Origin of the sequence: Pseudomonas fluorescens (assembly GCF_041354075.1) — a bacterium.
Lineage (GTDB): Bacteria > Pseudomonadota > Gammaproteobacteria > Pseudomonadales > Pseudomonadaceae > Aquipseudomonas > Aquipseudomonas fluorescens_CE.
On record NZ_JARZGC010000034.1, the window covers coordinates 17,232 to 40,881 of the forward strand.

Annotated in this window: 21 protein-coding genes, 4 pseudogenes and 1 riboswitch; of the genes and pseudogenes, 13 read left to right on the forward strand and 12 right to left on the reverse strand. The window is 61.4% G+C overall.

All coding sequences use genetic code 11. From position 1 onward, the window contains the following. Positions 1 to 59: 59 nt before the first annotated feature. The 4 genes from QIW53_RS26145 to QIW53_RS26160 all read left to right on the forward strand — a co-directional run bounded on the left by QIW53_RS26145 (position 60) and on the right by QIW53_RS26160 (position 3,552). A complete protein-coding gene (locus QIW53_RS26145) occupies positions 60 to 650 on the forward strand; it encodes a TetR/AcrR family transcriptional regulator (protein ID WP_371052473.1) in 591 nt (196 codons plus the stop codon). Positions 651 to 730: 80 nt separating this feature from the next. Next, on the forward strand, positions 731 to 1,444 hold the full coding sequence (locus QIW53_RS26150) for a cysteine hydrolase family protein (protein ID WP_371052474.1): 714 nt from the start codon (positions 731 to 733) through the stop codon (positions 1,442 to 1,444). Between the two features lie 90 nt (positions 1,445 to 1,534). Then, positions 1,535 to 1,765, forward strand: a complete 231-nt coding sequence (locus QIW53_RS26155) for a DUF2798 domain-containing protein (protein ID WP_371052475.1) — start codon at positions 1,535 to 1,537, stop codon at positions 1,763 to 1,765. Positions 1,766 to 2,151: 386 nt separating this feature from the next. Further along, positions 2,152 to 3,552 carry an amino acid permease gene (locus tag QIW53_RS26160; protein WP_371052476.1) on the forward strand — a complete coding sequence of 467 codons (1,401 nt, stop codon included), beginning with the start codon at positions 2,152 to 2,154 and terminating at the stop codon, positions 3,550 to 3,552. Between the two features lie 34 nt (positions 3,553 to 3,586). Here QIW53_RS26160 and QIW53_RS26165 read toward each other — a convergent pair whose 3' ends face one another. After that, the gene (locus QIW53_RS26165) at positions 3,587 to 4,540 is read right to left on the reverse strand and encodes an AraC family transcriptional regulator (protein WP_371052477.1); all 954 of its coding nucleotides are present in this window, start codon (positions 4,538 to 4,540) and stop codon (positions 3,587 to 3,589) included. A gap of 84 nt (positions 4,541 to 4,624) precedes the next feature. Between QIW53_RS26165 and QIW53_RS26170 the strand changes: the two genes are divergently transcribed. Next, positions 4,625 to 5,590 (forward strand): oxidoreductase, encoded by a 966-nt coding sequence (locus QIW53_RS26170; protein ID WP_371052478.1) that lies wholly within the window; start codon positions 4,625 to 4,627, stop codon positions 5,588 to 5,590. Between the two features lie 3 nt (positions 5,591 to 5,593). After that, on the forward strand, positions 5,594 to 6,178 hold the full coding sequence (locus tag QIW53_RS26175; protein WP_371052479.1) for a hypothetical protein: 585 nt from the start codon (positions 5,594 to 5,596) through the stop codon (positions 6,176 to 6,178). A gap of 63 nt (positions 6,179 to 6,241) precedes the next feature. Here QIW53_RS26175 and QIW53_RS26180 read toward each other — a convergent pair whose 3' ends face one another. Genes QIW53_RS26180 through QIW53_RS26195 form a run of 4 tightly spaced genes read right to left on the reverse strand, consistent with a single transcriptional unit; the run spans position 6,242 to position 11,190 of the window. Next, a complete protein-coding gene (locus QIW53_RS26180) occupies positions 6,242 to 7,258 on the reverse strand; it encodes a FecCD family ABC transporter permease (RefSeq protein ID WP_371052496.1) in 1,017 nt (338 codons plus the stop codon). After that, complete coding sequence (locus QIW53_RS26185) at positions 7,258 to 8,229, reverse strand: ABC transporter substrate-binding protein (protein WP_371052481.1); 972 nt, start codon at positions 8,227 to 8,229, stop codon at positions 7,258 to 7,260. The genes QIW53_RS26180 and QIW53_RS26185 overlap by 1 nt, the downstream gene beginning before the upstream one ends. Continuing rightward, complete coding sequence (locus tag QIW53_RS26190) at positions 8,226 to 9,008, reverse strand: ABC transporter ATP-binding protein (protein ID WP_371052482.1); 783 nt, start codon at positions 9,006 to 9,008, stop codon at positions 8,226 to 8,228. Before QIW53_RS26190 ends, QIW53_RS26185 begins: the two co-directional genes overlap by 4 nt. 46 nt (positions 9,009 to 9,054) lie before the next feature. Further along, on the reverse strand, positions 9,055 to 11,190 hold the full coding sequence (locus QIW53_RS26195) for a TonB-dependent receptor (protein WP_371052483.1): 2,136 nt from the start codon (positions 11,188 to 11,190) through the stop codon (positions 9,055 to 9,057). A gap of 108 nt (positions 11,191 to 11,298) precedes the next feature. Then, positions 11,299 to 11,507: riboswitch (cobalamin riboswitch) on the reverse strand. Between the two features lie 79 nt (positions 11,508 to 11,586). Here QIW53_RS26195 and QIW53_RS26200 point away from each other — a divergent pair. Together QIW53_RS26200 and QIW53_RS26205 are read left to right on the forward strand one after the other, a co-directional pair. Beyond that, positions 11,587 to 11,673, forward strand: a pseudogene (locus QIW53_RS26200) (glyoxalase superfamily protein); the annotation flags it as partial. Positions 11,674 to 11,854: 181 nt separating this feature from the next. Beyond that, positions 11,855 to 13,129: an MFS transporter gene (locus QIW53_RS26205; protein ID WP_371052484.1), complete on the forward strand. Its 1,275-nt coding sequence runs from the start codon at positions 11,855 to 11,857 to the stop codon at positions 13,127 to 13,129. A 19-nt stretch (positions 13,130 to 13,148) separates the two neighbouring features. On the opposite strand, the gene QIW53_RS26210 is transcribed toward QIW53_RS26205, so the two are convergent. After that, positions 13,149 to 14,777: a methyl-accepting chemotaxis protein gene (locus QIW53_RS26210; protein ID WP_371052485.1), complete on the reverse strand. Its 1,629-nt coding sequence runs from the start codon at positions 14,775 to 14,777 to the stop codon at positions 13,149 to 13,151. 461 nt (positions 14,778 to 15,238) lie between these two features. On the opposite strand from QIW53_RS26210, the gene QIW53_RS26215 reads away from it, so the two are divergent. Together QIW53_RS26215 and QIW53_RS26220 are read left to right on the forward strand one after the other, a co-directional pair. Next, a complete protein-coding gene (locus tag QIW53_RS26215) occupies positions 15,239 to 16,111 on the forward strand; it encodes a hypothetical protein (protein ID WP_371052486.1) in 873 nt (290 codons plus the stop codon). Between the two features lie 87 nt (positions 16,112 to 16,198). Then, complete coding sequence (locus QIW53_RS26220) at positions 16,199 to 17,011, forward strand: DUF1206 domain-containing protein (RefSeq protein WP_371052497.1); 813 nt, start codon at positions 16,199 to 16,201, stop codon at positions 17,009 to 17,011. A gap of 116 nt (positions 17,012 to 17,127) precedes the next feature. Here QIW53_RS26220 and QIW53_RS26225 read toward each other — a convergent pair whose 3' ends face one another. The 3 genes from QIW53_RS26225 to QIW53_RS26235 all read right to left on the reverse strand — a co-directional run bounded on the left by QIW53_RS26225 (position 17,128) and on the right by QIW53_RS26235 (position 19,176). Further along, positions 17,128 to 17,670 carry an adenylate kinase gene (locus QIW53_RS26225; protein ID WP_371052487.1) on the reverse strand — a complete coding sequence of 181 codons (543 nt, stop codon included), beginning with the start codon at positions 17,668 to 17,670 and terminating at the stop codon, positions 17,128 to 17,130. A gap of 92 nt (positions 17,671 to 17,762) precedes the next feature. Then, positions 17,763 to 18,185, reverse strand: coding sequence for a VOC family protein (locus QIW53_RS26230; protein ID WP_371052489.1), 423 nt, complete (start codon positions 18,183 to 18,185; stop codon positions 17,763 to 17,765). Positions 18,186 to 18,270: 85 nt separating this feature from the next. Then, the gene (locus QIW53_RS26235; RefSeq protein WP_371052490.1) at positions 18,271 to 19,176 is read right to left on the reverse strand and encodes a LysR family transcriptional regulator; all 906 of its coding nucleotides are present in this window, start codon (positions 19,174 to 19,176) and stop codon (positions 18,271 to 18,273) included. A 94-nt stretch (positions 19,177 to 19,270) separates the two neighbouring features. On the opposite strand from QIW53_RS26235, the gene QIW53_RS26240 reads away from it, so the two are divergent. Then, positions 19,271 to 20,437: an MFS transporter gene (locus tag QIW53_RS26240; protein WP_371052491.1), complete on the forward strand. Its 1,167-nt coding sequence runs from the start codon at positions 19,271 to 19,273 to the stop codon at positions 20,435 to 20,437. A gap of 93 nt (positions 20,438 to 20,530) precedes the next feature. Here QIW53_RS26240 and QIW53_RS26245 read toward each other — a convergent pair. Then, positions 20,531 to 20,788 (reverse strand): annotated as a pseudogene (locus QIW53_RS26245) (hypothetical protein); the annotation flags it as partial. Between the two features lie 11 nt (positions 20,789 to 20,799). Here QIW53_RS26245 and QIW53_RS26250 point away from each other — a divergent pair. Then, positions 20,800 to 21,389, forward strand: a pseudogene (locus tag QIW53_RS26250) (AraC family transcriptional regulator). A 73-nt stretch (positions 21,390 to 21,462) separates the two neighbouring features. Here the strand turns inward: QIW53_RS26250 and QIW53_RS26255 are convergent. Together QIW53_RS26255 and QIW53_RS26260 are read right to left on the reverse strand one after the other, a co-directional pair. After that, positions 21,463 to 21,825 (reverse strand): response regulator, encoded by a 363-nt coding sequence (locus QIW53_RS26255; RefSeq protein WP_371052493.1) that lies wholly within the window; start codon positions 21,823 to 21,825, stop codon positions 21,463 to 21,465. A gap of 24 nt (positions 21,826 to 21,849) precedes the next feature. Next, positions 21,850 to 23,283, reverse strand: a complete 1,434-nt coding sequence (locus QIW53_RS26260) for an ATPase domain-containing protein (protein WP_371052498.1) — start codon at positions 23,281 to 23,283, stop codon at positions 21,850 to 21,852. A 292-nt stretch (positions 23,284 to 23,575) separates the two neighbouring features. Here QIW53_RS26260 and QIW53_RS26265 point away from each other — a divergent pair. Then, positions 23,576 to 23,650, forward strand: a pseudogene (locus tag QIW53_RS26265) (DUF1348 domain-containing protein); the annotation flags it as partial.

Sequence of the window (23,650 nt, forward strand, 5' to 3'; positions counted from 1 at the left end):
ACGAATAATAGATGACCAGTTAGTTTATTAAAACGTTCTCACCACTGGATGTCTTTACCATGGCTCGCCCGGTCAACCTTGAAGTCAGATCCCGTTTGCTGTCGATTGGCCGTCAGGTCGTGCACGACCGCGGCTACAACGGCTGTGGCGTTCAGGACATCACGGCGGCGGCCGAGATTCCCAAGGGGTCGTTCTACAACTACTTCGCCAGCAAGGAAGACTTCGCGGCCGAGATCCTCGAGGACTACTGGACCTCGATCGAGACCCGCCACGGGCCGATCTTCTATGACGCGCGGGTCAAGCCGCTGGAACGCATCGGCCAGTTCTTCCAGGCGCTGGTACAGGAGCACGGCGAGCATGAATACAGCCTGGGCTGCCTGATCGGCAACCTGTCGCTGGAAATGTCCAACGGCAGCGAGCAGACCCGCAAACGCCTGACCGATGTCCTGGCCCGCTGGGAAGGCTTGCTCGCCAGTTGCCTGCGTGAAGCGCAGCAACGCCGTGAACTGCGCGAAACAGCCAATGCCGAAGAACTGGCCAGCGTCATCGTCGAAGGCTGGGAAGGTGCCGTCATGCGCGGCAAGGTCCTGCGCGACGGTGCGCCCTTGCAACGCTTCGTATCGATCGTTTTGCCACGGCTGCTGGAGTGAGTTTTTTTTGCCCTCTTAATAAGCCGACTGGTCATTTATGTTAAGCGCCACCCCGTCATAAACCCGAGAGGTAAACCGCAATGAGCACTTCCGAAAACCTGTACGCAGACCCCGCTGAACCCGCACTGCCCGGCAGTGGTTTCAAACTCGACCTGAGCAAGGCCGCCCTGGTGGTCATCGATCCCCAGAACGACTTCCTCAGCCCGACTGGCGCCAGTTGGGCGGTGTTCGGCGAAAGCATCGTCGAGAACAACACCGTCGAGAACCTGGAGAAACTGTTCAAGGCCTTCAAGGCGAGCAAGCTGCCGGTTGCGGTGTCGCCGCACTATTACTACCCCCACGACCATGACTGGCATTTCGGCGGTCCGCTGGAAAAGGTCATGCACAGCATCTGCATGTTCGATCGCAAAGGGCCGAACACCCTGGAGGATTTCGAAGGCTCCGGCGCCGACTTCCTCGAGATCTACAAGCCGTACATTCTCGATGGCCAGACCATCATCGCCTCGCCGCACAAGGTCTACGGCCCGGAAACCAACGACCTGGCGCTGCAACTGCGCAAGAAAGGCGTGTCCCAGATCATCCTCGCCGGCATGGCGGCCAACCTGTGCGTGGAATCGCACCTGCGTGAGCTGCTGGAACAGGGCTTCGAGATCGTGGTCGTGCGTGATGCCACCGCCGGCCCACGCCTGCCGGACGGCGATGGCTACCTGGCGGCGATCATCAACTACCGCTTCCTCGCCCATGGCCTGTGGACCACCGAAGAAACCGTCGCCCAACTGCAACAGGCACGTTGAGCCTGTCACGCGGATCCGTCCAAGGGAGGCCGGGCATTGCGCACGGTTTCCCGAAGGACTGCCACTTGGACTACTACTGGGAGAACCCCGATGAAAATCCCGGCGCGCTATGAGCATTTCGTATTCGGCGTCGTGCAATCCGGGCTGACCTGCTCGATCGCGGCCGCCATCGCCACCACGCCCCACGCCTTCGACATCGCCTTCGCGAGTCGCTGGCTGAGTGCCTGGGCGCTGTCCTGGGTGTTGATGTTGCCGGTCGTGTTGCTCGCAGCGCCGGTGATCAGGGGCGTGGTACGGCGTATGACCATCACTGACGAGTGACTGCTGCGCACGCCAGAATGGTGCGCATCCTCCGCCCTTCAAAGCGATTGCGTCTCGCCCGAACGGCCCCTCCGTTCCCATCTCTATCCCGCGACCTTCGCGGCCCCTCGACAAGACAAAATACTTGCAATTGGCCACTCAGTGACCCATCGGTTTTCAGCGTGAACATCAAGCCTGCGCATGTCGATATCAGACACAACGGTGGCGCATTCGGAGAGCCTGGCCGCCCGACAAGCCGGCTAAGGTAGCCCTGCTTCGCACCGATCCACCCCGTCGCAATCATTGATTTGTCAGGAACAGCAGCGTTTGGAGGGCGCCGCGTTCACCAGGGCGAAAACCTGCCCCCATCAATACCTCTCAATGCCGTTCACCAGAGAAAAACAATAATGATCAGCCCGAGCTCCAAGGATTCGAGTGGCCAATTGGCGCAGGGCTTCAAGCCTCGTCACGTCACCATGTTGTCTATCGCAGGGATTATCGGCGCCGGTTTGTTCGTGGGCTCAGGGCATGCAATCGCCGCGGCGGGCCCAGCGGTGTTGCTGGCCTATCTGGCCTCGGGCCTGCTGGTGGTGCTGGTCATGCGCATGCTGGGCGAAATGGCAGTGGCCAACCCGGACACCGGTTCATTTTCCACCTATGCCGACCAGGCCATTGGCCGCTGGGCAGGTTTCACCATAGGTTGGCTCTACTGGTGGTTCTGGGTGCTGGTCATCCCGATCGAGGCGCTGGCCGCCGGGCACGTATTGAACCAGTGGTTCCCACAGATCGAAGCCTGGCAATTCGCCCTCGGCTCCATCGTTGCGCTGGTGGTGACCAACTTGTTCAGCGTGTCCAAGTACGGCGAATTCGAATTCTGGTTCGCCATGGCCAAGGTCGTGGCGATCCTGGGGTTCATCGGCGTGGGTTTCGCGGTGTTGATAGGATGGGTTCCCGACCGATCAGTCAGCGGGTTGAGCAGCCTGATGGCCGAGCACGGCGGATTCGCGCCCAATGGCCTGTCAGCGGTGGTGGGCGCCTTCATCACCATCATGTTCAGTTTCATCGGCACCGAAGCGGTGACCATTGCGGCCGCTGAGTCGAACAACCCGGCGCAGAATATTGCCCGGGCCACGCGCTCGGTGATGTGGCGCATCGGGGTGTTCTATCTGCTGTCGATTTTCGTGGTCATCTCGGTGGTGCCCTGGAACGATCCCTTGTTGGCCGCCACAGGCTCCTACCAGCGCGCGCTGGAAATCATGAACATTCCCCACGCCAAATTCATGGTCGATGTGGTGGTGTTGATTGCCGTGGCCAGTTGCATGAACTCCTCCATCTACATCGCCTCGCGCATGCTGTTCTCGCTAGCGCGCCGTGGGGACGCGCCCGTACCGCTGAAGGCGACCTCGGTCGACGGCGTGCCACGGGCAGCGGTCCTCGCCAGCACCGTGCTGGGTGCGGCCATCACCGTGTGGAGCTACTTCATGCCCGCCGGGTTGTTCGAATTCCTGCTCGCCAGTTCCGGCGCGATTGCCTTGCTGGTGTACCTCGCGATTGCGGTGTCGCAGTTGCGCATGCGTCGAATGCTGCGTCGGCAAAACGTCGAGTTGACCTTTCGCATGTGGTTGTTTCCCTGGCTGACGTGGCTGGTGATCCTGTTCATCTGCGCGGCCCTGACGGTCATGATGATCTCCCCGCAGCACCGCACCGAAGTCAGTACAACCATCGGCCTGGCGCTGGCGATCTCGTTCATCGGCCTGGTCACCTCCCGTCACTCCGGCCAGCCGGAAAGGGTGACATCAGCGGGATAACCCACCCTCGCTCGACCGAGCGCGATGGCAACCGTCACCGCGTTCGGGGGAGCGCATCGTCCACAGGCTGGGTCGCCACCTCACGTCGATACCGCCCCGGCGATTGCCCATGGACACGCCGAAACGCGACGCCGAAGGCCGCATCTGAAAGATAACCCAGCGAAGCCGCGATGGCCGAGACGCTCTCGCCGCCCTTCTCCAGGCGTGCAGCCGCCACGCGCATGCGCCAGCGCGCGCTGTATTCGACAGGGGCTTGCCCGACCTGCGTCTTGAACCGTGCGGCGAAACTCGAACGGGACATGCAGGCCATGGCGGCCAGCTCGCCCAGCCTCCAGTTTTTCTCCGGTTGGCGATGTATCGCCCCCATCACCGACGCGATGGCCGGATCGCGAAGCCCTGCGAGCCAGTTCAGGTGCTCCATGGCCGCTGTGGAGATGTGATAACGCAAGGCGTGGACAAAGATCATTCGCAGCAGATCGTTGCACACCGACCAGGCGCCCACCTTGGCCGATTGCCACTCCCGATCGAGCTCATCCAGCAGCCAGGCGAATGACGAAGCGCCTGTGCCACTGGCCGGAATGATCAGGGCCGGCGGCAACAGGTCGATCAGCTCGACGGCCCCCGGACGCTCGACCGACACACTGCCCCCCAGCAACTCCACGTCCTCCCCTGCCCCCATCTTCGCCGACGCACCTTCATGGGCAAACACCACGGCGGCATCGACGGGCTGCACCTCTGGCGAACTGGCCAGGACAAAGGGTGTACGCGACACCACGAAGCAATCGCCCGCACGCAGAAGCTGAGCCGGCGCGCCCTCGGTCAGCAGCCAGCACTCGCCGCGCCGCACCGCGTTGAATTTCAACTCGATGGGACGAAACCGCAGGGCCCACACGCCTCCGGCTTGCAGACGCACCGAGCACGCCGTGCGCAGACCGGTCATGGCGAGCACATCGGATAAGGGATCGGACGTTGCGCTTTGGATGATCACGATAAAAACCTGGATGTTCTGACCTGTTTTGTCCGGCGATAGTAACCAAGAATAGTCAACCTCGATAGCAGGAGGACGCTCATCATGCCTACGCCACAACAGCCCATTCATTCACCCTTTCATGCTGCCAGCACCGCCGCCGACGTCATGGCTGGCGTGGACCTGAGAGGTCGCATCGCCATCGTCACCGGCGGCCATTCCGGCATCGGCCTGGTCACGGCCAAAAGCCTGGCCGGCGCCGGAGCGACCGTCATCGTGCCCGCCCGCGACCCGCACAAAGCCCGCGAGGCATTGGCCGGTGCCGGACAGATCGAAGTGCATGCCATGGACCTCATGCAAGCCGACTCCATCCAGGCCTTCGCCGACCGCGTTGTCACACAGGGCACGCCGATCTCTTTGCTGATCAACTGCGCCGGGATCATGGCCGCGCCCTTGCTGCGCGATGCCCAGGGCCACGAAAGCCAGTTCGCCACCAATCACCTGGGGCATTACCGCCTGACCTGTGGGCTATGGCCGGCACTGGTCGCTGGAAAAGCGCGGGTGATTGCCCTGTCATCGCGGGGCCATCAGATCGCCGGGATTGACTTCGAGGACATCGATTTTCAGCAACGCCCCTACGACAAGTGGGTCGCCTACGGCCAGTCGAAAACCGCCAATGCGCTGTTCGCCCTGGCGCTGGATCGACGCGGCAGCCCTCATGGTGTTCGCGCCTTCTCGCTGCATCCGGGACAGATCCTGACCGACCTGGCCCGTCACCTCAGCGCCGAGGAAATCGCCACGTTCGACGTATTTGATCAACACGGCAAACCCAGGGTCGAGCCGGAATCAGGGCTCAAGACCCTTGAACAGGGTGCGGCCACCGGCCTGTGGTGCGCCACGAGCGAGGCCCTGAACCACCACGGCGGCGTCTACTGCGAAGACTGCAACATCGCGCCGATCAACCACGCCGAGGTGGGGCGCAAAGGCGTGGCGCCATGGGCGGCCGATCCTGAACTGGCCGAGCGGCTTTGGGCGCTTTCCCGGGAGTCGACGGGGATGGATGTTTCCTGAGCGATGGCGGGAGAACCGGCAGATCGAAGCTCGCCTGCTCGCCTGCTCGCCGATCAGGGTATCGAGGTCTGCCTGACTTTCCTCCGAACTCAACTGGCGCCCCAGGCTCATGCGCCAGATATCCATGGTCGAAGTGCGGGCCCGGCAGGCAAGCAAACGCGCAAGCAGAAACCAACAGCGCATCTCGCATTCCAGATGAGCTGCTTTTGTGACAATGCCGAAGGTGGCTTCAGCCCTGAGCCTCTCCTTCATATCAACTTGTGGGATGAACCCACCGATGTCAGGCATCAAAACTATATGGGCTTCGAAATGAACGGCGTATCGCCAAGGTCTTTGATGCGCCTGCAAAGTGGCACAGCGCGCCTTTTTCGCTGGGAAACGGGCAATGGTGCAGCAGACAGCTGGACCTACAGCTTGCGGCTGGCGGATATCAACAGACTGGAGGGCATCCGCAATTACATCTGCACGCTGATCGGGACGCTGCTCACGAACGTCGATCAAGGCGAGGCTGCACTGGATGACACAGCGTGCGTCGTACGCTGGTCGGTGCTGGAAGATACGCAGAACTACTACCGGGTCGTTCTCTAGCTTCGACTGATCAGAGTCGGCTTGTGAGGTATGAACTGTCGAAGTAGAGCACATCTATGGATATCACCGCCGCAACAGCACAATAAAGAACACCCCACCCAACACGGCCGTAGCGATACCGATCGGCAGGTCTTCGGGTGCGATCAGCAGGCGTGCTGCGACGTCGACCCAGACCAGGAAAATCGCGCCAAGCAGCGCGCTCACCGGGATCAGTCGAGCGTTTTGTGCACCGACCAGTGCCCTGGCCATGTGCGGCACCATCAGGCCGACGAAGCCGATGGCGCCGGAGAGCGACACCAGCACCCCGGTGAGCAACGAGGTGCAGATGAACACGTGCACACGCAATCGCTTGCCACTGAAACCGAGGCTGACGGCGGTCTGTTCGCCGCTCATCAGCGCGTCCAGTCCACGCGCCATGACCCGCAAGGCGACCAGCCCCAGCAGTACGCACACCGCCGGCACCCAGATCAAATTCCAGCGGGCTGAACCCAGGCCGCCGAGCATCCAGAACACTACCGAGGCTGCGGCGTGCTGGTCGCCGGTGTACAGCAACAGGTTGACCATCGCCATCAACACGAACGAAACGGCGACTCCGGCCAGCAGCAGCCGGTCGCTGTCCAGGCGCCCGCCGCGTCGGGCCACGGCAATCACCAGCAGCATGCTGCCCGCCGCGCCGATAAACGCGGCCAGCGGCAGGCTGAACACACCGAGGAATTCGCCCAGGTAGAGGATCACCAGCACGGCACCCAACGCCGCCCCGGAGCTGATGCCGAGCAAGTGTGGATCGGCCAGAGGATTGCGCGTGACCGCCTGCAGCGCTGTGCCCACCAGCGCCAGGCCCGCGCCGACCAGGGCGCCCAACAACACCCGTGGTGCGCGGATCAGCCAGACGATGTGCGCCTGATTTTGCGTCCATGTCATGGGCAACTCGAGACCCAGGCGCTCACCGACGATGCCCGCCACCTTGTCCAGAGGCACGCCAGCGGGACCGAAGGCCAGGGCCATGATGCACGACACCAGCAAACATGCACTCAGGCCCGGGATCAGCCAACGGTAGCCTGCCGCACTGCGCACACCGATCACGGCGCTCTCCCCTCGAACAATTGCGGATACAGGCCCGCCGCTATTTTTTCGACGGCCAGCGCGTTTTCAATGGAGGGCGTCACCTCGAGATAGGTCAGCACGATGAATCGCCGCTCGCGTATAGCCCGCACGTCCTTCAACGCTGGCTGTTCAAGCAGGAAATCGCGTTTCTGCTGCCAGGTTCGTGGTCCATAGTCGACAATCAAAATGACCTCGGGATCACGCTCGACCACGCTTTCCCAGTTCACCTGGGTCCAGCTGGCCGAGACATCGTCCATGACATTGCGGCCGCCGGCGCTTTCGATCAGCGCCTGGGGCATGCCCAGGCGCCCGGACGTGGTCGGGCGATCTTCGCCGCTGTCGTAGAGGAACACCCGGGGGCTGTGTCCGGCCTGTGCCACCGTCTCGCGCACCGCATCGATACGACCACGCATCGCCTCGACCAACGTCTGCGCGGTCTCTTCGACGGAGAAGATGCGCCCCAGGTTGCCCAGGTCGCGATACAGGTCATCGAGGCGGGCACGCTGCTGGTTCATGACCCAGGAACAGGACTCGCTCAATTCGTACACGGCGATGCCGAACGGTGCCAGCGTGCTCGGCGTCACCGGGCCGCCCACCTGCATGCCGTAGTTCCAGCCGGCGAAGTACAACTCGGTGTCGGCACCGAGCAGGGTCTCAATGGACGGATAACGGCTGGCCAGTTGCGGCACCCCGCGCACCGCCTCGTCGATCCAGGGCTCGCGATGTTTGCTGCGGGTGAAACCGCTGTAACCGATGATGCGCTCACGCAGTCCCAGGTGCAGGAACATCGCCGTCATGGTCACGTCATGCACCACCACCCGCTGCGGCACCTTGTTGAAAATGACATCGCGATCGCAGCTGCGAATCGTCAACGGATACTCTGCGGCGACGCCGGAGAGTGTGAAAAGAAAAAGCAGCAGGCCGATCAGGTAACTGGGGTTTTTCATCGAGTGATCCAGGTAATACGCGGGTAAGCGTGCAAGGGGTGGCGGTCAACCAGGGCCTCGACGCCGAACACTTGCTGCAGCAACGGGCCGGTCAACACCTGATCCGGCGTGCCACTGGCAACGATCCGGCCGCCGTCGATGACGTACAGCCGATCGCAAAAAGCCGCCGCGAGGTTGAGGTCATGAAAGCTGGCAAGGATGCTCAAGCCCAGGCTGCGCAAGTGCTGGAGCAACTCCAGCTGGTAGCGGGGATCGAGGTGATTGGTCGGTTCATCGAGGATCAGCAGTTGCGGTTGCTGAACCAGAGCACGGGCCAACTGCACCCGTTGTTTTTCACCCCCGGAAAGGGTTGCGAAACCCTGGCCGGCGCTGGCCGCCAGCCCCACTTGTTCCAGCGCCTCGGCGATCAGCTGCGCATCGTGCGGCGTGTCGCCTTCGAACAGTCCCTTGTGCGGCGTGCGCCCCATGCTGACTACGTCACGCACGGTGAGGCCAAAGTCCTGGGGAAACTCCTGCAACACCACGGCGATGCGTTGCGCGCTCCACCGTGAGGAACGTTGCCAAAGGTCTTCCCCCTCCAGAGCGACACGCCCCTCATGGGGCTCGCTGGAACGAAAGGCGCAGCGCAGCAGGCTGGTCTTGCCGCTGCCATTGGGCCCGATGAGGCCGACGAACTCGCCCTCCTCAACGTCCAGGTCGACCCCGCGCAGCAGCCAGCGCGGCTGACGCCGATGGGGTTCGACCGACCAACCCAGCCCTTCGATGTTGAGCTTCGTCATGGACGCGTGTCTCCAGGGGCACCGGCTCACAGCCGGTGCCACCGCCTCAGAAGCTGTAGTCAGCCGTGACGAAGAACGAGCGCGGCTCGCCGAGGTACCACTGCCGCCCGTTGTTGCCGGTGGTGGTGGCGTACTGGCGATCGAACAGGTTGTTCAGTTGCACGCCCAGGGTCAGGTCCGGCTGCACATGCCAGTCGATATTGGCGTCGACCACCGTGTAGCTCGGGACCTCCACCGTGTTGGCGTTGTCGCCGTAGCGACTGTCGACATAACGCGCTCCGGTGCCGACGCTGAAGCGGTCGCCGAAGTTCTTGCTCAACCACAGGTTGGCCGAACGGCGTGGCACGTTGAGCGGCTCGTTGCCCTTGAAGTCGCTGCTGCCACTGACGAAATCGTCATACTCGGCGCGCACCCAGGCCGCGTTGGCCGACAGCTGAACATCGTAAGGCAGACGCAGCTCAAGCGTGGCCTCGATCCCGTCCGACGATTGCTGGCCGACCTGTTGCTGCAAGGTCGGGTTCAGCGGATCGGTACTCAACAGCTTCTTCTTGACGATGTGATACGCCGCCAACGTCCACTCGCCACGGCCTTCGGGCAGCAACTGCTTGATTCCCAGCTCGGTCTGCTTGGCGGTGCTCAAATCCCACTGCTGCTGAGCCGCGTTGAGGGTCAACAAGTTGCTCACGCCCTCGGTGCTGGTGGCGTACTGGCCGTACACCGACAGCTCTTGCGTCAAGGCAAACACCAGCCCCGCTCGCCAGTTATCGCCCGACAGGCTGCGGTCGCTGCGGGTATCGGCCAACAGGTCATCACGGTTGAGGTGCACCTGATCACGACGGGCCCCGGTGATCAGCGACAGTCGCTCGGTGAGCTGCGTACGGTTCTCGGCGAACAGCGAGAACTGCCTGGCCTGGTTGGCTTCGCGGGAGCGGTAAGGGTCGGTACTGAAATACTCGCCCCCGCCGGAACCTGCCAGCGGCACGGTGTCGGTATGGACGTTGCCGAAATCGTGTTTGCGCACGAAGCGGATCGAGTTGTAGTCAGCGCCGACCACGGTCTGGCTCTCGAGCCCGAACAGCGAGTGCTTGAGGGTGAACGACTGACGATCGCCGATCTGCTCCTGGGTCTGCTTGATGCTGATGAAACTGCTGCGCCGTACCTGATCACCTGGCAGCCAGGTGTAGGTTTCGGCATTGCGCCAACGGCGCTGGGTCTTGAGAAAATACAGCTGGTTGCTGGCCGTCAGGTCGTCACTGATCACCCAGTCCGTCACCAGGCGCGTGGACTGGTCGTTGTAGTGCACGGTCGCGTTATCGACGTTGTAGTTGTGATCTCGCAGGTGCTCGCTGAAGTGGCCATTGACCAAGGGCGTGCCGAAGTATGCCTGGGGCTCCTGGTCGCCGTAGTCATGGCTGAAGGTGAAGCTCAGGTCGTCGGTGGCCTGCCAGTGCAGCGAACCGCTGATGGCCAGGCTCTCGGAATCTCCGCGATCGACCCAGCCGTTACTGGCCAGCTGATTGAGGTTCAGTCGGTAGCTCAAGGTGTCGGTCAGCGAACCGCCACTGTCCAGCGCGGCCTGGCGGCGGTCATCGGAACCGTAGCCCAGGCGCACGCGATTGCGCACTTCGCCCTCGAAGGGTTTCTTCGGCACCACGTTGACCACGGCGCCTGTCGCGCCCTCCCCGTACAGCACCGACGCCGGTCCGCGCAGGATGTCGATGCGCTCGACCGACCAGGTGTCGACCGGGAAGGTCACCGTCCCCGCGCCGACGTACAGGCGCGTGCCGTCATAGAGCTGCATGGTCGAACTGTGCCCGGTGAAACCCCGGGCCGACAACGCCGTGCCGCCGTTGCCCGGCGTGCCGATGTAGGTGATGCCGGGCGAGCGTGTGATCGCGTCCTGCACCGTGGCGTTGTTGCGTTTGAGGATCTGCTCGGCACTGATGCTGGTGACACTGGCGGGTGTTTCCAGCGGTGTCAGGTTGAGCCGGGAACCGCTGGTGCCCGGCGTCGACAGATCAGGCTGAGCACTCTGATCGGCCAGACCGGTAATGGCCGTGGCCGGCAACGCCAGGGACTTTTCGTCCTCCACCGCCAAGGCCGGGACGCTGAGAAAAAGACAGGGGACAAGGCTTGCACGCAGCAGGGAGCCTTGAGAGCTGAAGCGAGAATTTCGGGACATGTCGTTCCACTTGAAGCAGGAATGAAAGCATCCCGGAGGGAACAACGCATAGGGAATCGCAGGCGCACGCGCCCACGGAAACCGGCCTGCGCCCGCCCACCGCGGGTTTGCCAAACGATGCTTCAGGCCGGTCTCCGGGCTCGCGAGGGTCATGAAGCATTCACCTTCCCATGCCAAGGCACAGTGGTTTTGTTGAATGCTTCGCTCGCATACCGTTGCGGGGGCAGCGCCGGACTGATCATCGCGAAGATGACGAACCGGCTTCCCGTTTCACCCCATGCACGGCGGCATGGGACACCTGAAACAGGCGCGCAGGGGACCATTAAAATGCCAGCAGGTCAAGAAATTGGCCGGTTTTTGTGGCCGGCCTTGATTTCAGACATTGTGCAATCGAGGCAACTGCATATGTCCGAACACCGTGGCGATGCAAGCACGGGCTCGACGATCTTCGTCCCGATCCACAACATCGAGAGGCTGCCCGATGTGATCATCGATGCCCCGCCCGACCATCGGACCGCTGCAAAAAACACCGAAAATCTTGCCGCCACCGTCTTCAACAGCGCCCTCCGGCCCGCTAAGATGCGCGCCCTGAGTTGCCCGCTGAACAATACCAATAAAGCCACCGCCAGCAACGATACCTATCTGATTGATCACTGAGGTCGTTATGTCTGTGCAATTGCTGTCCATGGCGCTGGCTCCGCTGTTGGGTTTGTTCATCATGAGCATCAGCAGCGCGCTGATGTCGTCCATGACGACGCTGCGCCTGGATGCCATGGGCTTCTCCGCGACGATGGTGGGGATGGTGTCGTCGGCGTATTTCATCGGCCTGACGTTGGGCTCGGTCTTCAACGAACGCCTGATTTCCCGCATCGGCCACATTCGTGCCTACAGCTGCTTCGCCGCGTTGATCGCGGTGACCATTTCCCTGCAGAGCCTGTGCAGCGATCCATGGATCTGGTCAATCCTGCGCCTGGTCAACGGCTGGGCCATCGTCGGCGTTTACCTGGTGGTGGAAAGCTGGCTGCTGCTGGTGGCCGAACCGAAAATTCGCGGGCGCCTGCTGGCGCTGTACATGATTGCGCTCTACAGCGCCGGTTTGCTGGGGCAGTTGAGCCTGGGCACGGTGATGGGTGCTGGCGAGGCGGTGCCGTTTACCATTGCCGCCCTGCTGGCGTCGCTGTCGCTGGTGCCGATCGTGATGCTGCCCAAGGTCACGCCGCTGGTTGAACGTGCGGAGCCGCTGCACCCGGGCAAGTTGCTGCGCATCACGCCGACCGGAGTCATGGGCTGTTTCGGTTCCGGTGTCGCCATCGCGGCGGTGTACACCCTGCTGCCGCTGTACCTGCAGAAAACCGGCCTTAATGTCACCGAAGTCGGGCACATGATGGCGGCGGTGATTTTCGGCGCCATGGTCCTGCAGTATCCGGTCGGGCGCTGGTCGGACCGCAAGGATCGCCAGAGCGTGCTGATTATCCTCGCCGCCGCCTGCGCCGTGCTGTCGGTCGCCGCCGTGATGCTGCCCTCCTCGGGTTGGCCGATGCTGCTGGTCATGTTCCTGCTTGGTGGTGGCGTCTTCGCGGTGTATCCCGTGGCGGTCAGCCACGCCGCCGACAGTGCGCCGGATGGTGCACTGGTGCGGATGATCCAGGGTCTGTTGCTGATCAACTCCCTGGGTTCTGCTGTCAGCCCCATGGCGATTTCCCCGGTCATGACCTGGGCGGGCCCTTCGGGTTTGTTCTGGGCGTTCGCGGTGATCAATCTGGCGATGGTGGCGTTCTTCGTCTGGCGTCGCCGCGAGCACCCGGTGCCGGTGGCCTCAGCGCCCTTCGCGGCCGCCGCGCAGTATTCAGCGACGGGCGTGGAGCTGCGCATGACCGAGGATCTTGCCCAGGCGGTGCAGGCGCACGAGGCCGGGGACGAGTTGGCAAAGACCGGTTGAAAGGCCGAACGCGGCAGATTCACACCACAAATCGCGTCACCATCGCCCCCAGATCACCGGCCATGCGCGATAACTCATTGCTGGCCGCCGTAGTCTGATGGGCGCTCGATGCACTCTGCATCGACAGATCACGGATGTTCACCAGGTTGCGGTCCACCTCACGGGACACTTGCGCCTGTTCCTCCGACGCGCTGGCGATCACCAGGTTGCGCTCGTTGATCTGCGCAATGGAGGCCGTGATCTGGTTCAAGGCCTCACCGGCGGCGTTGGCCAGCTCGAGTGTCGATTGGGTGCGCTCGGTGTTGCGTGCCATGGAAATCACCGCCTCATGGGTGCCGCTCTGGATGCCGGCGACCATGGTTTCGATTTCCTGGGTCGACTGGGCGGTGCGATGGGCCAGCGCGCGCACTTCGTCAGCCACGACCGCAAACCCGCGCCCCGCTTCCCCTGCCCTGGCGGCCTCGATCGCCGCATTCAGTGCCAGCAGGTTGGTTTGCTCGGCGATGGAGCGAATGACATCCAGTACCCGACCAATATCGCGCCCCTTCGCGGCGAGGCCTTCGACCAGCACCGAGGTGTTCTGCACATCGATGGTCATCGACTCGATGGCCGCAGTGGTCTGCACCACCTTATCCCGGCCATGCACCGCGATCAGGTTCGACTGCTTCGAGGCCTCGGAGGTGGAAACAGCATTGCGCGCCACTTCTTCCACCGCGGCGGTCATTTCGTTGACGGCGGTGGCGGCCTGTTCGATTTCGCCATTCTGGTTTTGCAGGCTTCTGGACGACTCGTCGGTGACGGCATTGAGCTCTTCCGACGCGGAGGCCAACTGCGAGGCCGATCCGGCGATCTGCTCGATGGTACGGCGCAGGTTCTGTTGCATGACGTGCAACGCGGTCAGCACCTTCGCCGGTTCGTCCTTGCCTGCGACTTCGATCAGTTGCGTCAGATCGCCAGCAGCGATTTGCTCGGCGGCCTGCACCGCCCGGCCCAGAGGCGCAACAATGCTGCGCGTCAGCAGCCAGGCAAGAAAGACGGTCAGCCCGACGGCCAGGATCGAGGTCGCGATGATCGCCTCACGGGCATGATCGAATTGCTCGCTGGCCGCCTTCGACGCATCTGCCGCCGCCTTGCGATTGATATCGATCAGCGTCTGCAGGTGACCCAGCATCGCATCGAGCGCAGTGGCCAGGTGAGTGTTGAGCAGCTCCCGCAACTCGACGATCCTGTCCTGACGTGAAAGATCCAGCGCCTGACTCTGAATGGCCAGGTAGGTGTCGAGCCCCGCGTTGAATTGACTGAATACGCGCTTCTCTTCATCGGTCGCCGGCGTCGCAGCATAGGCATTTTTGGCTTTGCGCAACTGGTCGATGTAGCCGGGTATGGAATTATAGAATTGCTCCAACTTGGCCGGCTCGCGGTTGTTGACGATTCGCGAGGCAACGACTCGCAAGTAAAGTGTATTTTCCTGCACATCGCCCAAGTGCACGATACTTGGCACCATATTGGTTTCCAGATCGATCGTTGTTTGTCGGATAAGTGTCATGCGATTCATGGCGAATATGCCCAGTGCGACGACTAACAGGGCAATCAGCGAAAAGCCGATAAAAGCACGTGGCGCAATATTCATGTTTCGCAGAGCCGACATTTCCATACCTGTTCGAAGAGTGAAAAAACAGGTCGAAGAATACGTTTCACGCCGCTTTGCGGTAGCTATACATAGGTGTCAGCGGCTGCGCTGCCGGCAATCAGTGAGTCAAACACCCGGCGGCTCCCGAGTTTGCGACAGCCATAACACCTTCATATAAGCGAACCAAACCTATGCACGCTCAATAACGCGTTCGATATCTGCGAGCATGGGGTGTGTTCAATTCAACCCGTTTGCGAAGCCGACTCTAATCGATGGCGACTCCCGAGGATCAAGTCATGTCCACAAGTGGGGCCGCGCGCCCATTTGAAATCACGCTGACAACTAAACGAACGATCTGGGTGCCGGTGCTGGCTACAGCGATTTACCCGTTCTTTCTGAATGCCTTTCACGCGGTAATAACTGGAAGCGGCGCCGCAAACCCGATCACTACAGGCTCCCTGATACTGGCCATCCTGTTGATGCTCGTCGTATTCGCGGTGCCCGCCGCCGGATTGATCCTGGCGTGCCGAGCGATCGATCGTCGTCACAACGCCGCAAGCCAGTTACGTCAGCGTCGCCTGGCGCTGTTCATGATTTGCGCGCCGACCCTGTACTGCTTTATCGGCGTCAATAACTTCATGCTCGGCAGCCCGGTACCGGACGAATTGATCTGGATGGTGTTGTGGCTCGGCCTGGGGCTGTTTCTGTCCAAAGCCGCCAGCGGTATCGAACGGCCTGTCGCCCCGATCCGCGCCATGCCAGCCCTGCGCGTGGCCCATGGTGTGGCCGGAGTGGTCGTTCTGTTGTTCGTGGTGTTCCACTTGTTCAACCATATATTCGGTCTCGCCGGGCCCGAAAGCCATACCGAAGTCATGGAGATCGGTCGCAGGATCTACCGCTCGCCGTTCGTGGAGCCCATTCTGGTGATCGCCCTGCTGTTCCAGGTGGCGAGCGGGCTGCGGTTGGCGTGGAACTGGAGCTCAGTCGGCAGCGACAACTACCGGATTTTTCAGGTGGGGTCGGGTGTCTTCCTGTCGGTCTTCATCCTGGGCCACCTCAACGCCGTGTTCGTGTTCGCGCGAACCTATGCGGGCATTGAAACCGGCTGGGATTTCGCCTCCGGTGACCCGGTGGGCATGCTCCGCGATCCGTGGAGCATCCGTTTGTTGCCGCACTACGCCATCGGCGTGTTTTTTGTCATCACCCACCTGTTCTCGGGCCTGCGGGTCGTGCTGCTGTCCCACGGCGTGTGCCGCAAGACCGCAAACGAAAGCTGGTGGATTGGCGCCGGGATCGGGGCGTTGGTCAGCTTGATGATCATGTTGGGGATTACCGGGGTGCGGTTGGGGTAGCGCTTGAGTGCGGCTTTGCGCGGTCGATTCGAACCCTGCGCCCCCAAACCGGTCTGCTCTTGTATCAGCACTCGGAAAAATCATCTCATGTCGGCCCAACAGAGCCTGGTCTTGCTCGCACGAATTGGATACGCCGCGCGCGGTATTCTTTATCTGATCATCGGGATTTTCGCCCTGTTGGCCGCGCTCGACTCAACCAAACCCAAGGACAGCCACAAGAGTCTTGAGGCGCTCTTGGGTCAGCCGTTTGGTTATGTGCTCATCGGATTGGTGGTGTTGGGCCTGTTTGCCTTCGCCGCCTGGCGGATGCTGCAAGCGGTGCGCGACGTGGATCGGCATGGCACGTCGCTCAAAGGGCTGGTCGTTCGGGCCGGACTGTTTGCCGGCGGGATGGTCAACGGCGCGCTCGCGGTGTTTGCCTTGAGCCTGCTGGTGAGTGGCATCCGGCAAACGGAGAATTCCGGCGGCGGCCAGACGCGGGATCTGCTGGCGCACCTCTTGTCCTGGGACCATTCCAATGTCCTGATTTACCTCATTGCCCTGGTGCCTCTGGGCGTGGGTATCGCGCACATCTACAAGGGCTGGAAAAGGACGTTCGAGAAGTATTTCGAGGCGGATGAAGAGGTCATGCATTACGTGCGCCCGGTATCCCGCGTGGGTCTGATTGCCCGGGGGCTGGTGTTCATCGAGATCGCATTGCTGCTGATCGTCAGCGGCTCGAACTACAAGGCGATGGATCCACCGGGCATGAAAGAGGCCCTGGATGCCCTGCAGAATCTACCGGCAGGCTGGCTGGTGCTGCTGGCGATGGCTCTGGGCTTGATCGCGTTTTCGACTTACAGCTTCGCGCAAGCGGCGTGGCGCAAGATTGACATGCAGGTCCCGGGTGTGTCGGGCTGATCGAGGTTTTCGGACTGTAGGAGCGAGCTGGCGTTCCGACGATGCATACCAGCCTTCGCTGGCCTTCAGACACCCCGCATCACGACAGCAGCGCGCGTCAGCCTGCCCGTTCACGGCTATTGCGAGAGCTGCGACAACGCTTGAATGACATCCGCCGCCATTCGCCCAGCATCGCTCGCGCCATCGATCCTCAACACGGGGATCGTCTGCGCCGTCAACCACGCCTCGTGCCAAGCCCGGTTGCGGCCGGTAAAGTTCGGATCGTCATACTGCGAGGCCCATTCCCGAAACGCCACGTGAATGTCGTGCATGTCGCCACCGGGCGCGATCCGATCGCCAAAGCGCTCCTTCTCACGCGCGGCCAGCCGTTCGAGGCGAACGGGGGTTGGCGTCACCACGAATACGATCAGATCGGCACGGGCAATCAGCGCATCGCCCCAATTCATGCAGGAGCCAGTCAGCACCCAATCCTCGTCAGCGAGTGCTTGCTGCATCAATGAAACGCGCTCGGCGGGAGGTCGTTTGGTGGTAAAACGAGGATTGGTCGGCATCCAGTAGAAATCATCGACATCAACGTGCCGTAGATCACGCAAAGGGGCAAGGTTGGAACCCAGGGTGGTGATGCCTGCACACGAAGCGCCTGTGATGTAGATCCGCAATTTTTCCTCCATGAACACGTGTCGATTTCGGGGCCGGCAAGGTATCGCAAACGTCCCGTCATTTAAACCGCCGGGCAAGGATTGACCGCCGTTCACGCACCCTGCGCCAGAACCCCACCCTTGAGCTCGACTTGATTGCCATCGGGGTCGAAGCAGTAGATCGACGGGCCCGTGCCTTGTGCGCCATAGCGGTTCACCGCCTTCTCGACGGTGATGCCATGGCGCTGCAGGTGCTCGATGATCGCCTGTTCATCGAAGGGTTCGACACGCAGGCAGAAGTGATCGACATTGCGTCGTTCCTTTCCGGCCGCCGCGCCGCCTTGCGCGCCGAGCGGCCCATCGATGTCCACCAGGTCGATCATCGAGCTTCCCGCCCGTAGGTGGATCATCGCGTATTGCTCGTTGTGCTTTGCCACCGAGCACCCGAGCACCTCGACATAAAACTCGAGACTTCGCTGCATGTCCGCCACACGCAGGACAATGTGGTCGATGTGCTGGACGTTGAAAATGGCCATTGAGTCGTCTCCTGCAAAATCGAGATCAAGCGGTATCCGGCTTCACACCGCCGTCCGAATTTTATAGCCGACATTGCCAGGAGCATCACACCATTTGCGTGGTGTGGTGATGTTCCAGTAGAAAATCCACGAACACCCGCACCCGCGCCGGCATTGACGAGCCACCGACGAACACCACGTGAATCGGTTCCTGGTCGCCCGGATTCCAGTCTTCGAGCAGCGGTATCAGTGCGCCGCTTTGCAGGTCCTCCTTCACGCTGAACTCGCCGATCCGCGCAATGCCGGCGCCAACCCGCGCGAGCTGCGCAAGCGCTTCACCGCTGCTGCATTCGATGTTGCCACTGACCTTCAGGGAAAATGCCCTGGCGTCGCGGGCGAACGGCCAGTGGGGTTCGGCACGCCGGAAGTTGAAGCGCAGGCAATTGTGTCGTAGCAGGTCCTCCGGTTCCTGAGGGGTGCCGTGGCGCTGCAAGTAAGCGGGCGACGCCACCACGACCTGGCCGGTATAGCCGATCCTGCGGGCGGTCAGCGGACTGTCCGGCAGGTGGCCAAAGCGCACCGCCACATCGGCCTGACCGGCGAGAATGTCGACCACTTCGTCACCCAGGGTGAGGTCGACGACGATGTTCGGATAGCGTTCGCTGAAGGCGGCCACCAGGGGAACGATGGCCAGCCGGCCATGGCCAAGGGCAGCGCTGACCCGCAATCGGCCCCGTGGCACGCCCTGGTCGGCGATGGCTTCTTCGACCTCGGCCATGTCGGCCAGGATCCGCCGGGCGCCGCGCAGGAACGCTTCACCTTCGGCGGTGAAGGTGATTGCGCGGGTGGTCCGCAGCAACAGCCGAGTGCCCAGGCGTTGTTCGGCACGCGCGATGATCCGGCTGACCGCCGAGGGCGTCAGGCCCAGTGCACGCGCAGCCGCTGACAGGCTGCCTGCTTGCGCCACGGTGACGAAAACGTCCATTTCACCCGATCTGCCGCTGACGTCCATTTGTGCCTCTTACGCAAAGGTGATTACCAAAAATGCCATCTACCGCCTTGGAATGGCGGATCGTAGCATTGCCGGCATAGATAAGGAGCCTTCCATGCGTATCAATCCACCACTTGTCGCACTCGCCATTGGTGCCTTTGGCATCGGCGTTACCGAGTTCGCCCCCATGGGCATGTTGCCCGGCATCGCGGCGGATCTCGGCGTTTCCATTCCGGCCGCCGGACTGCTGGTCAGTGCTTACGCCCTGGGCGTTCTGCTCGGCGCCCCGCTGATGACCCTGACCACCGGCCGGATTCCCCGGCGCTATCTGCTGATCGGTCTGATGGCGATTTTCACGCTGGGCAACTTGATGTCCGCCCTGGCGACCGACTACTACAGCCTCATGGTCGCCCGGGTAGTGACCTCGCTGAACCACGGTGCCTTCTTTGGCGTGGGTTCCATCGTCGCCGCCAGCGTGGTGGCCCCGGAAAAACGCGCCGGTGCGGTCGCGGCGATGTTCATGGGCCTGACCCTGGCAACCATCGGCGGCGTGCCGCTGGCCGCCTGGTTTGGCGAGTTGCTCGGCTGGCGCACAGCCTTCTGGGGCATCACCGGCCTCGGCGTGTTGACCATGGCTGCCTTGTGGTTCGCCCTGCCCAACCTCCCGGCGCCGAAAAGCGTCGGTGTCATGGCCGAAATCCGCGTGCTGGGCCGTGGCCCGGTACTGGGGGCACTGGCCCTGACCGTTGTCGGCTCCGGGGCGATGTTTACCGTCTTCACCTACATCGCGCCGATCCTCAGCAGCGAAACCCACGCGTCCACCGCGTTCATCACTGCCATGCTGGTGCTGTTCGGCGTGGGGTTGACGCTCGGCAACATGTGGGGCGGCAAGGCCGCCGACCGCTCGATCGATCGCACCCTGATCGTATCGCTGAGCGTGCTGATTCTCGTCCTCCTGGCGTTCACCGTCCTGATGCGTTGGCCGCTGCCCGCCGCCATCGCCATCCTCATCTGGGGCATCGCCAGCTTCGCCCTGGTGCCGCCGCTGCAGATGCGCGTGATGGAAGCGGCCAAGGACGCGCCCAACCTCGCCTCGGCAGTGAACATCGGGGCCTTTAATCTTGGCAACGCCATCGGTGCGGCGCTGGGGGGCGCAGTGATCAATGCAGGCCTGGGTTACCCGGCGATTTCCCTGGCCGGAGCGGCCATGGCAGGTCTGGGCTTGCTGATGGTGCTGGGATTTGCCTGGCACTCCAGGACGGTTGAGGCTGCGGTTGTGTGAGTAGCGGATGAGGGAGGTCGTTGGTCGTCCTGCATCAGCGATGGCTAACGGCTCGCGTGCCCTCCCCGCTCAAAACGACCGCCGCGCCACCGGTGGCCGACAGGGGACCTCGCCTTGGCCGAAGTCGAAATGACGCGGCGTGGCGTCGGGTGTAGCGATCAGTTCCCCGTGGACTCTGGCCAGCACCCCGGCCCCGATGATTTCGCTGACATTCATGGCCGAACCACGGGACATGGAACCAGGAACCTGAAGCGCGATACTCAAGGCGCAAGGTGCCTGAACCCGCTTGGCGACATGCACGGCCAGGGAATCCGTGGGTACGACGTCCCAACCCACACCCTGCAGTAACATCTGTGGGTTCAGTGCATCCCGCCGACACCGGAGAGCCCTACCTGACGGTCAGTCTGACGCTCGACCCAGCGGTGTTGGCCACCTTGTTCGCAGACCTGCCCAAAAATGCCAGCCGCCTCGAGGCCCGCCCTGGGTTTTCAGTCGCCGCGATGACAGTCGAGCTGATGGACGTTGGGTGCGAATGCTGAGACTCATGGGCGAACCGGACGCCATTGCGGCACTGGCTCCTGTCTATGAGCGTGAAATCATTTTTCGGGTGCTCCAGGGTCCTCATCACCCTCCCGCCCAGGATCCCGATGAGCTGCGTTGTCAGCCTATACCCAATCGACTAATACTAAAGTCTCAACCTGGGGAGGTGCGATCAATGCAGCCAAGATTCGTTCTCGTACCCGCAGTGCCGATCGAACGTGAATCCTTCCACGTGGGAGCGCGGTATTACGCACAGACCGTTTCCTGCGGCTTTGACGTATATGACAACCGGGAAAAAGTACGATTGAAAAAGGGATATCCCGACAGAGCAGCTGGTGACAAAGCCTGCGCCAAAATGAATGAGGAGTCTCGAGATCCTGCCGAGCTTTTTCCCCGACTGGGATGCGAGTGACTGGCTATCGAAAACCATTGGGCGGGCACACTCGTCGATTCGCCCCCCCAGTGTTTCCTCACACCGACACTTATCAATTCGAGGACAAAAGCTTCCTGACTTCAGCAATGATCGAGTCGATATTGAATGGCTTTGCCAACACGACATCGAACAGATCCGATCTCTGCATGCCCAGGTGTGCCTGCGCACCGCTCATCAGGATGATGGGTAGATGATTGCTCGAGGGAAGTGACCGGACAGCTGTGGCGAACTCCAGGCCGTCCATGACCGGCATCATGAAGTCGGTAATGATCAAGGCGGGTCGTTCTCTGTCCAGCACTTCAAGGCCTTTTTGCCCGTTACCCGCAGTCACCACCATGAAACCCTCATCCTCCAGTGCGAAACTGAGAATGTCGGCTATCAAATACTCGTCGTCGACGACCAGGATGGTGGTCATGTTAATTCAACCCACGCAGAGACTTTAAGATGTTGAACCGGGTGATGACTCAGTGGGTTCATGTCTTGATGCCTTTTTCAGAAAGACATCCTGATCACGGATGACAACCTCGAATCTGGAAGGGTCGTAAGAGCTGTCCCGTACCTTGAGAATGGACAGGGTCCTGCTAAGTTCAGCTTGATTTTCAGCAAACCGCATCAGCAGCAGGTTGTCGACAATACTGGACAGGTCAGAGTTCGGCGCACTGATCTCGGAGCCGAACAGACCGCGCATTTCCCAGGAAGCAAATACCGTAACGCCCCGAGACCGCAGCTCGTTCATCAGTGCACTGAAAAAGTCGGTAATCCGCGCCGGGTTTGTCGTGACGCGTGTCATACCGCTCAGGCTATCGATGAACACACGCTTGATACCCTTGTCTTCAACCAGGCTCAGCAGGCGCGCGCCAAGAGCATCGAGCAGGCCTTCGGTGATAGGTTGCCAGGCAATGGTCAGCGCGCCACTGTCTTCCATGCCTTTGATGTCGATGCCCAGTGACACCCCTTTCAAGCGCAATCGCTGCGGACTTTCATAAAAGCCAAAATGCAGGCCCGGTGCATCCACCGTCGACTCCGCCAGGAACTTGAGACCCAGCGTGGTCTTTCCAATCCCGGAGGGGCCCATGACCAGCGAAACGCTGGAACTGTGCAGGCCTCCGCCCAATATGTCGTCCAGTGACTCGATCCCACTGGGAATACGCGTCATGTCGGCGCTGTCAGGCAACGAGGGATGGCTGTACAGACTTTCAAGCCGGGGATAAACCACCAATCCCTTCTCGGTGATTTCACACTCATGCAGGCCGGTCATTGCGCCGCTGCCCCGCGTCTTGCGCAGTTGAATTCGACGCACCGAGCGAGTGCCGAAAAGCTCTTCACCCATCTCGATCACACCATCCACCATCGTGTGCTCGGGGCTGCCATCATCGAGACGGGAGCTGGTCAGGAACAGCACTGTGCATCCGGCAAAGGCCGCGTGTCCTTGCAGCTCCGAAATGAATTTCTTGGTGTCGATCGGCGAGTCGGCTTTCGAACGCGCATTCAGCAACCCGTCCACGACCATCACTGTGGCTTTCTGCCGGCTGATCTCACGACGAAGCAGCTTCACCACTTCATCCAGACCTTCATTTTCGAGGGTGTCGAAAGCACTGACGAACTGGATGTCAGCGCCGACTTTGGAGGCATCGAAGAATTCCAGAGTCGAGAGAAACTGAAAAAGCCGATCATGGGATTCAGCCAACAAGGTAGCGACCAAAACCCGCCCGCCATTGCTTGCGTGATGGAATCCAAGCTGATTCGCGAGAATCGTTTTTCCAGATCCCGGGCGCCCCTGGATGATGTATGAAGCCCCCTCGACCAACCCACCCTTGAGCAAGGCATCGAGCCCTTCTATTCCGCTTTGAAGGCGTTTTAGCTTTTCCACAATGCGACCCTGATCCGAAAAAACGAGCTGTTTAAATCCTGTAAAGGGGATGCTAACGCCATTTCCGATCTGGAGCCATTGAAAAAGCGACTTCAGAGCGCCATCAAATCGCCCGCGAAAGCCTCCCACCAAAAAAAAACGCAGTAGCCGCTTGACCAAGGAGAACGTTCGTTCTACTCTGACCACATCAACAGGCAACGACCGTAACACACCCAGCGTCACGGCATCACTCAAACAAGTAATACCCGTAACTTTTCAAGTTTCGGAAACACCATTAAAAACTGGAGGCACCGCCATGTCCAACGAACAAGCTCGCCCGCCACTTCCTCCTTTCACTCGCGAAACAGCGATTGAAAAGGTTCGACTCGCC

Bases quoted from the DNA above. Each gene is read 5' to 3' on its own strand.
- QIW53_RS26145 (WP_371052473.1), top strand. From the start codon at position 60: ATGGCTCGCCCGGTCAACCTTGAAGTCAGATCCCGTTTGCTGTCGATT.
- QIW53_RS26150 (WP_371052474.1), top strand. From the start codon at position 731: ATGAGCACTTCCGAAAACCTGTACGCAGACCCCGCTGAACCCGCACTG.
- QIW53_RS26155 (WP_371052475.1), top strand. From the start codon at position 1,535: ATGAAAATCCCGGCGCGCTATGAGCATTTCGTATTCGGCGTCGTGCAA.
- QIW53_RS26160 (WP_371052476.1), top strand. From the start codon at position 2,152: ATGATCAGCCCGAGCTCCAAGGATTCGAGTGGCCAATTGGCGCAGGGC.
- QIW53_RS26170 (WP_371052478.1), top strand. From the start codon at position 4,625: ATGCCTACGCCACAACAGCCCATTCATTCACCCTTTCATGCTGCCAGC.
- QIW53_RS26175 (WP_371052479.1), top strand. From the start codon at position 5,594: ATGGCGGGAGAACCGGCAGATCGAAGCTCGCCTGCTCGCCTGCTCGCC.
- QIW53_RS26185 (WP_371052481.1), bottom strand. From the start codon at position 8,229: ATGAAAAACCCCAGTTACCTGATCGGCCTGCTGCTTTTTCTTTTCACA.
- QIW53_RS26190 (WP_371052482.1), bottom strand. From the start codon at position 9,008: ATGACGAAGCTCAACATCGAAGGGCTGGGTTGGTCGGTCGAACCCCAT.
- QIW53_RS26195 (WP_371052483.1), bottom strand. From the start codon at position 11,190: ATGTCCCGAAATTCTCGCTTCAGCTCTCAAGGCTCCCTGCTGCGTGCA.
- QIW53_RS26205 (WP_371052484.1), top strand. From the start codon at position 11,855: ATGTCTGTGCAATTGCTGTCCATGGCGCTGGCTCCGCTGTTGGGTTTG.
- QIW53_RS26210 (WP_371052485.1), bottom strand. From the start codon at position 14,777: ATGTCGGCTCTGCGAAACATGAATATTGCGCCACGTGCTTTTATCGGC.
- QIW53_RS26215 (WP_371052486.1), top strand. From the start codon at position 15,239: ATGCTCGTCGTATTCGCGGTGCCCGCCGCCGGATTGATCCTGGCGTGC.
- QIW53_RS26220 (WP_371052497.1), top strand. From the start codon at position 16,199: ATGTCGGCCCAACAGAGCCTGGTCTTGCTCGCACGAATTGGATACGCC.
- QIW53_RS26230 (WP_371052489.1), bottom strand. From the start codon at position 18,185: ATGGCCATTTTCAACGTCCAGCACATCGACCACATTGTCCTGCGTGTG.
- QIW53_RS26235 (WP_371052490.1), bottom strand. From the start codon at position 19,176: ATGGACGTCAGCGGCAGATCGGGTGAAATGGACGTTTTCGTCACCGTG.
- QIW53_RS26240 (WP_371052491.1), top strand. From the start codon at position 19,271: ATGCGTATCAATCCACCACTTGTCGCACTCGCCATTGGTGCCTTTGGC.
- QIW53_RS26255 (WP_371052493.1), bottom strand. From the start codon at position 21,825: ATGACCACCATCCTGGTCGTCGACGACGAGTATTTGATAGCCGACATT.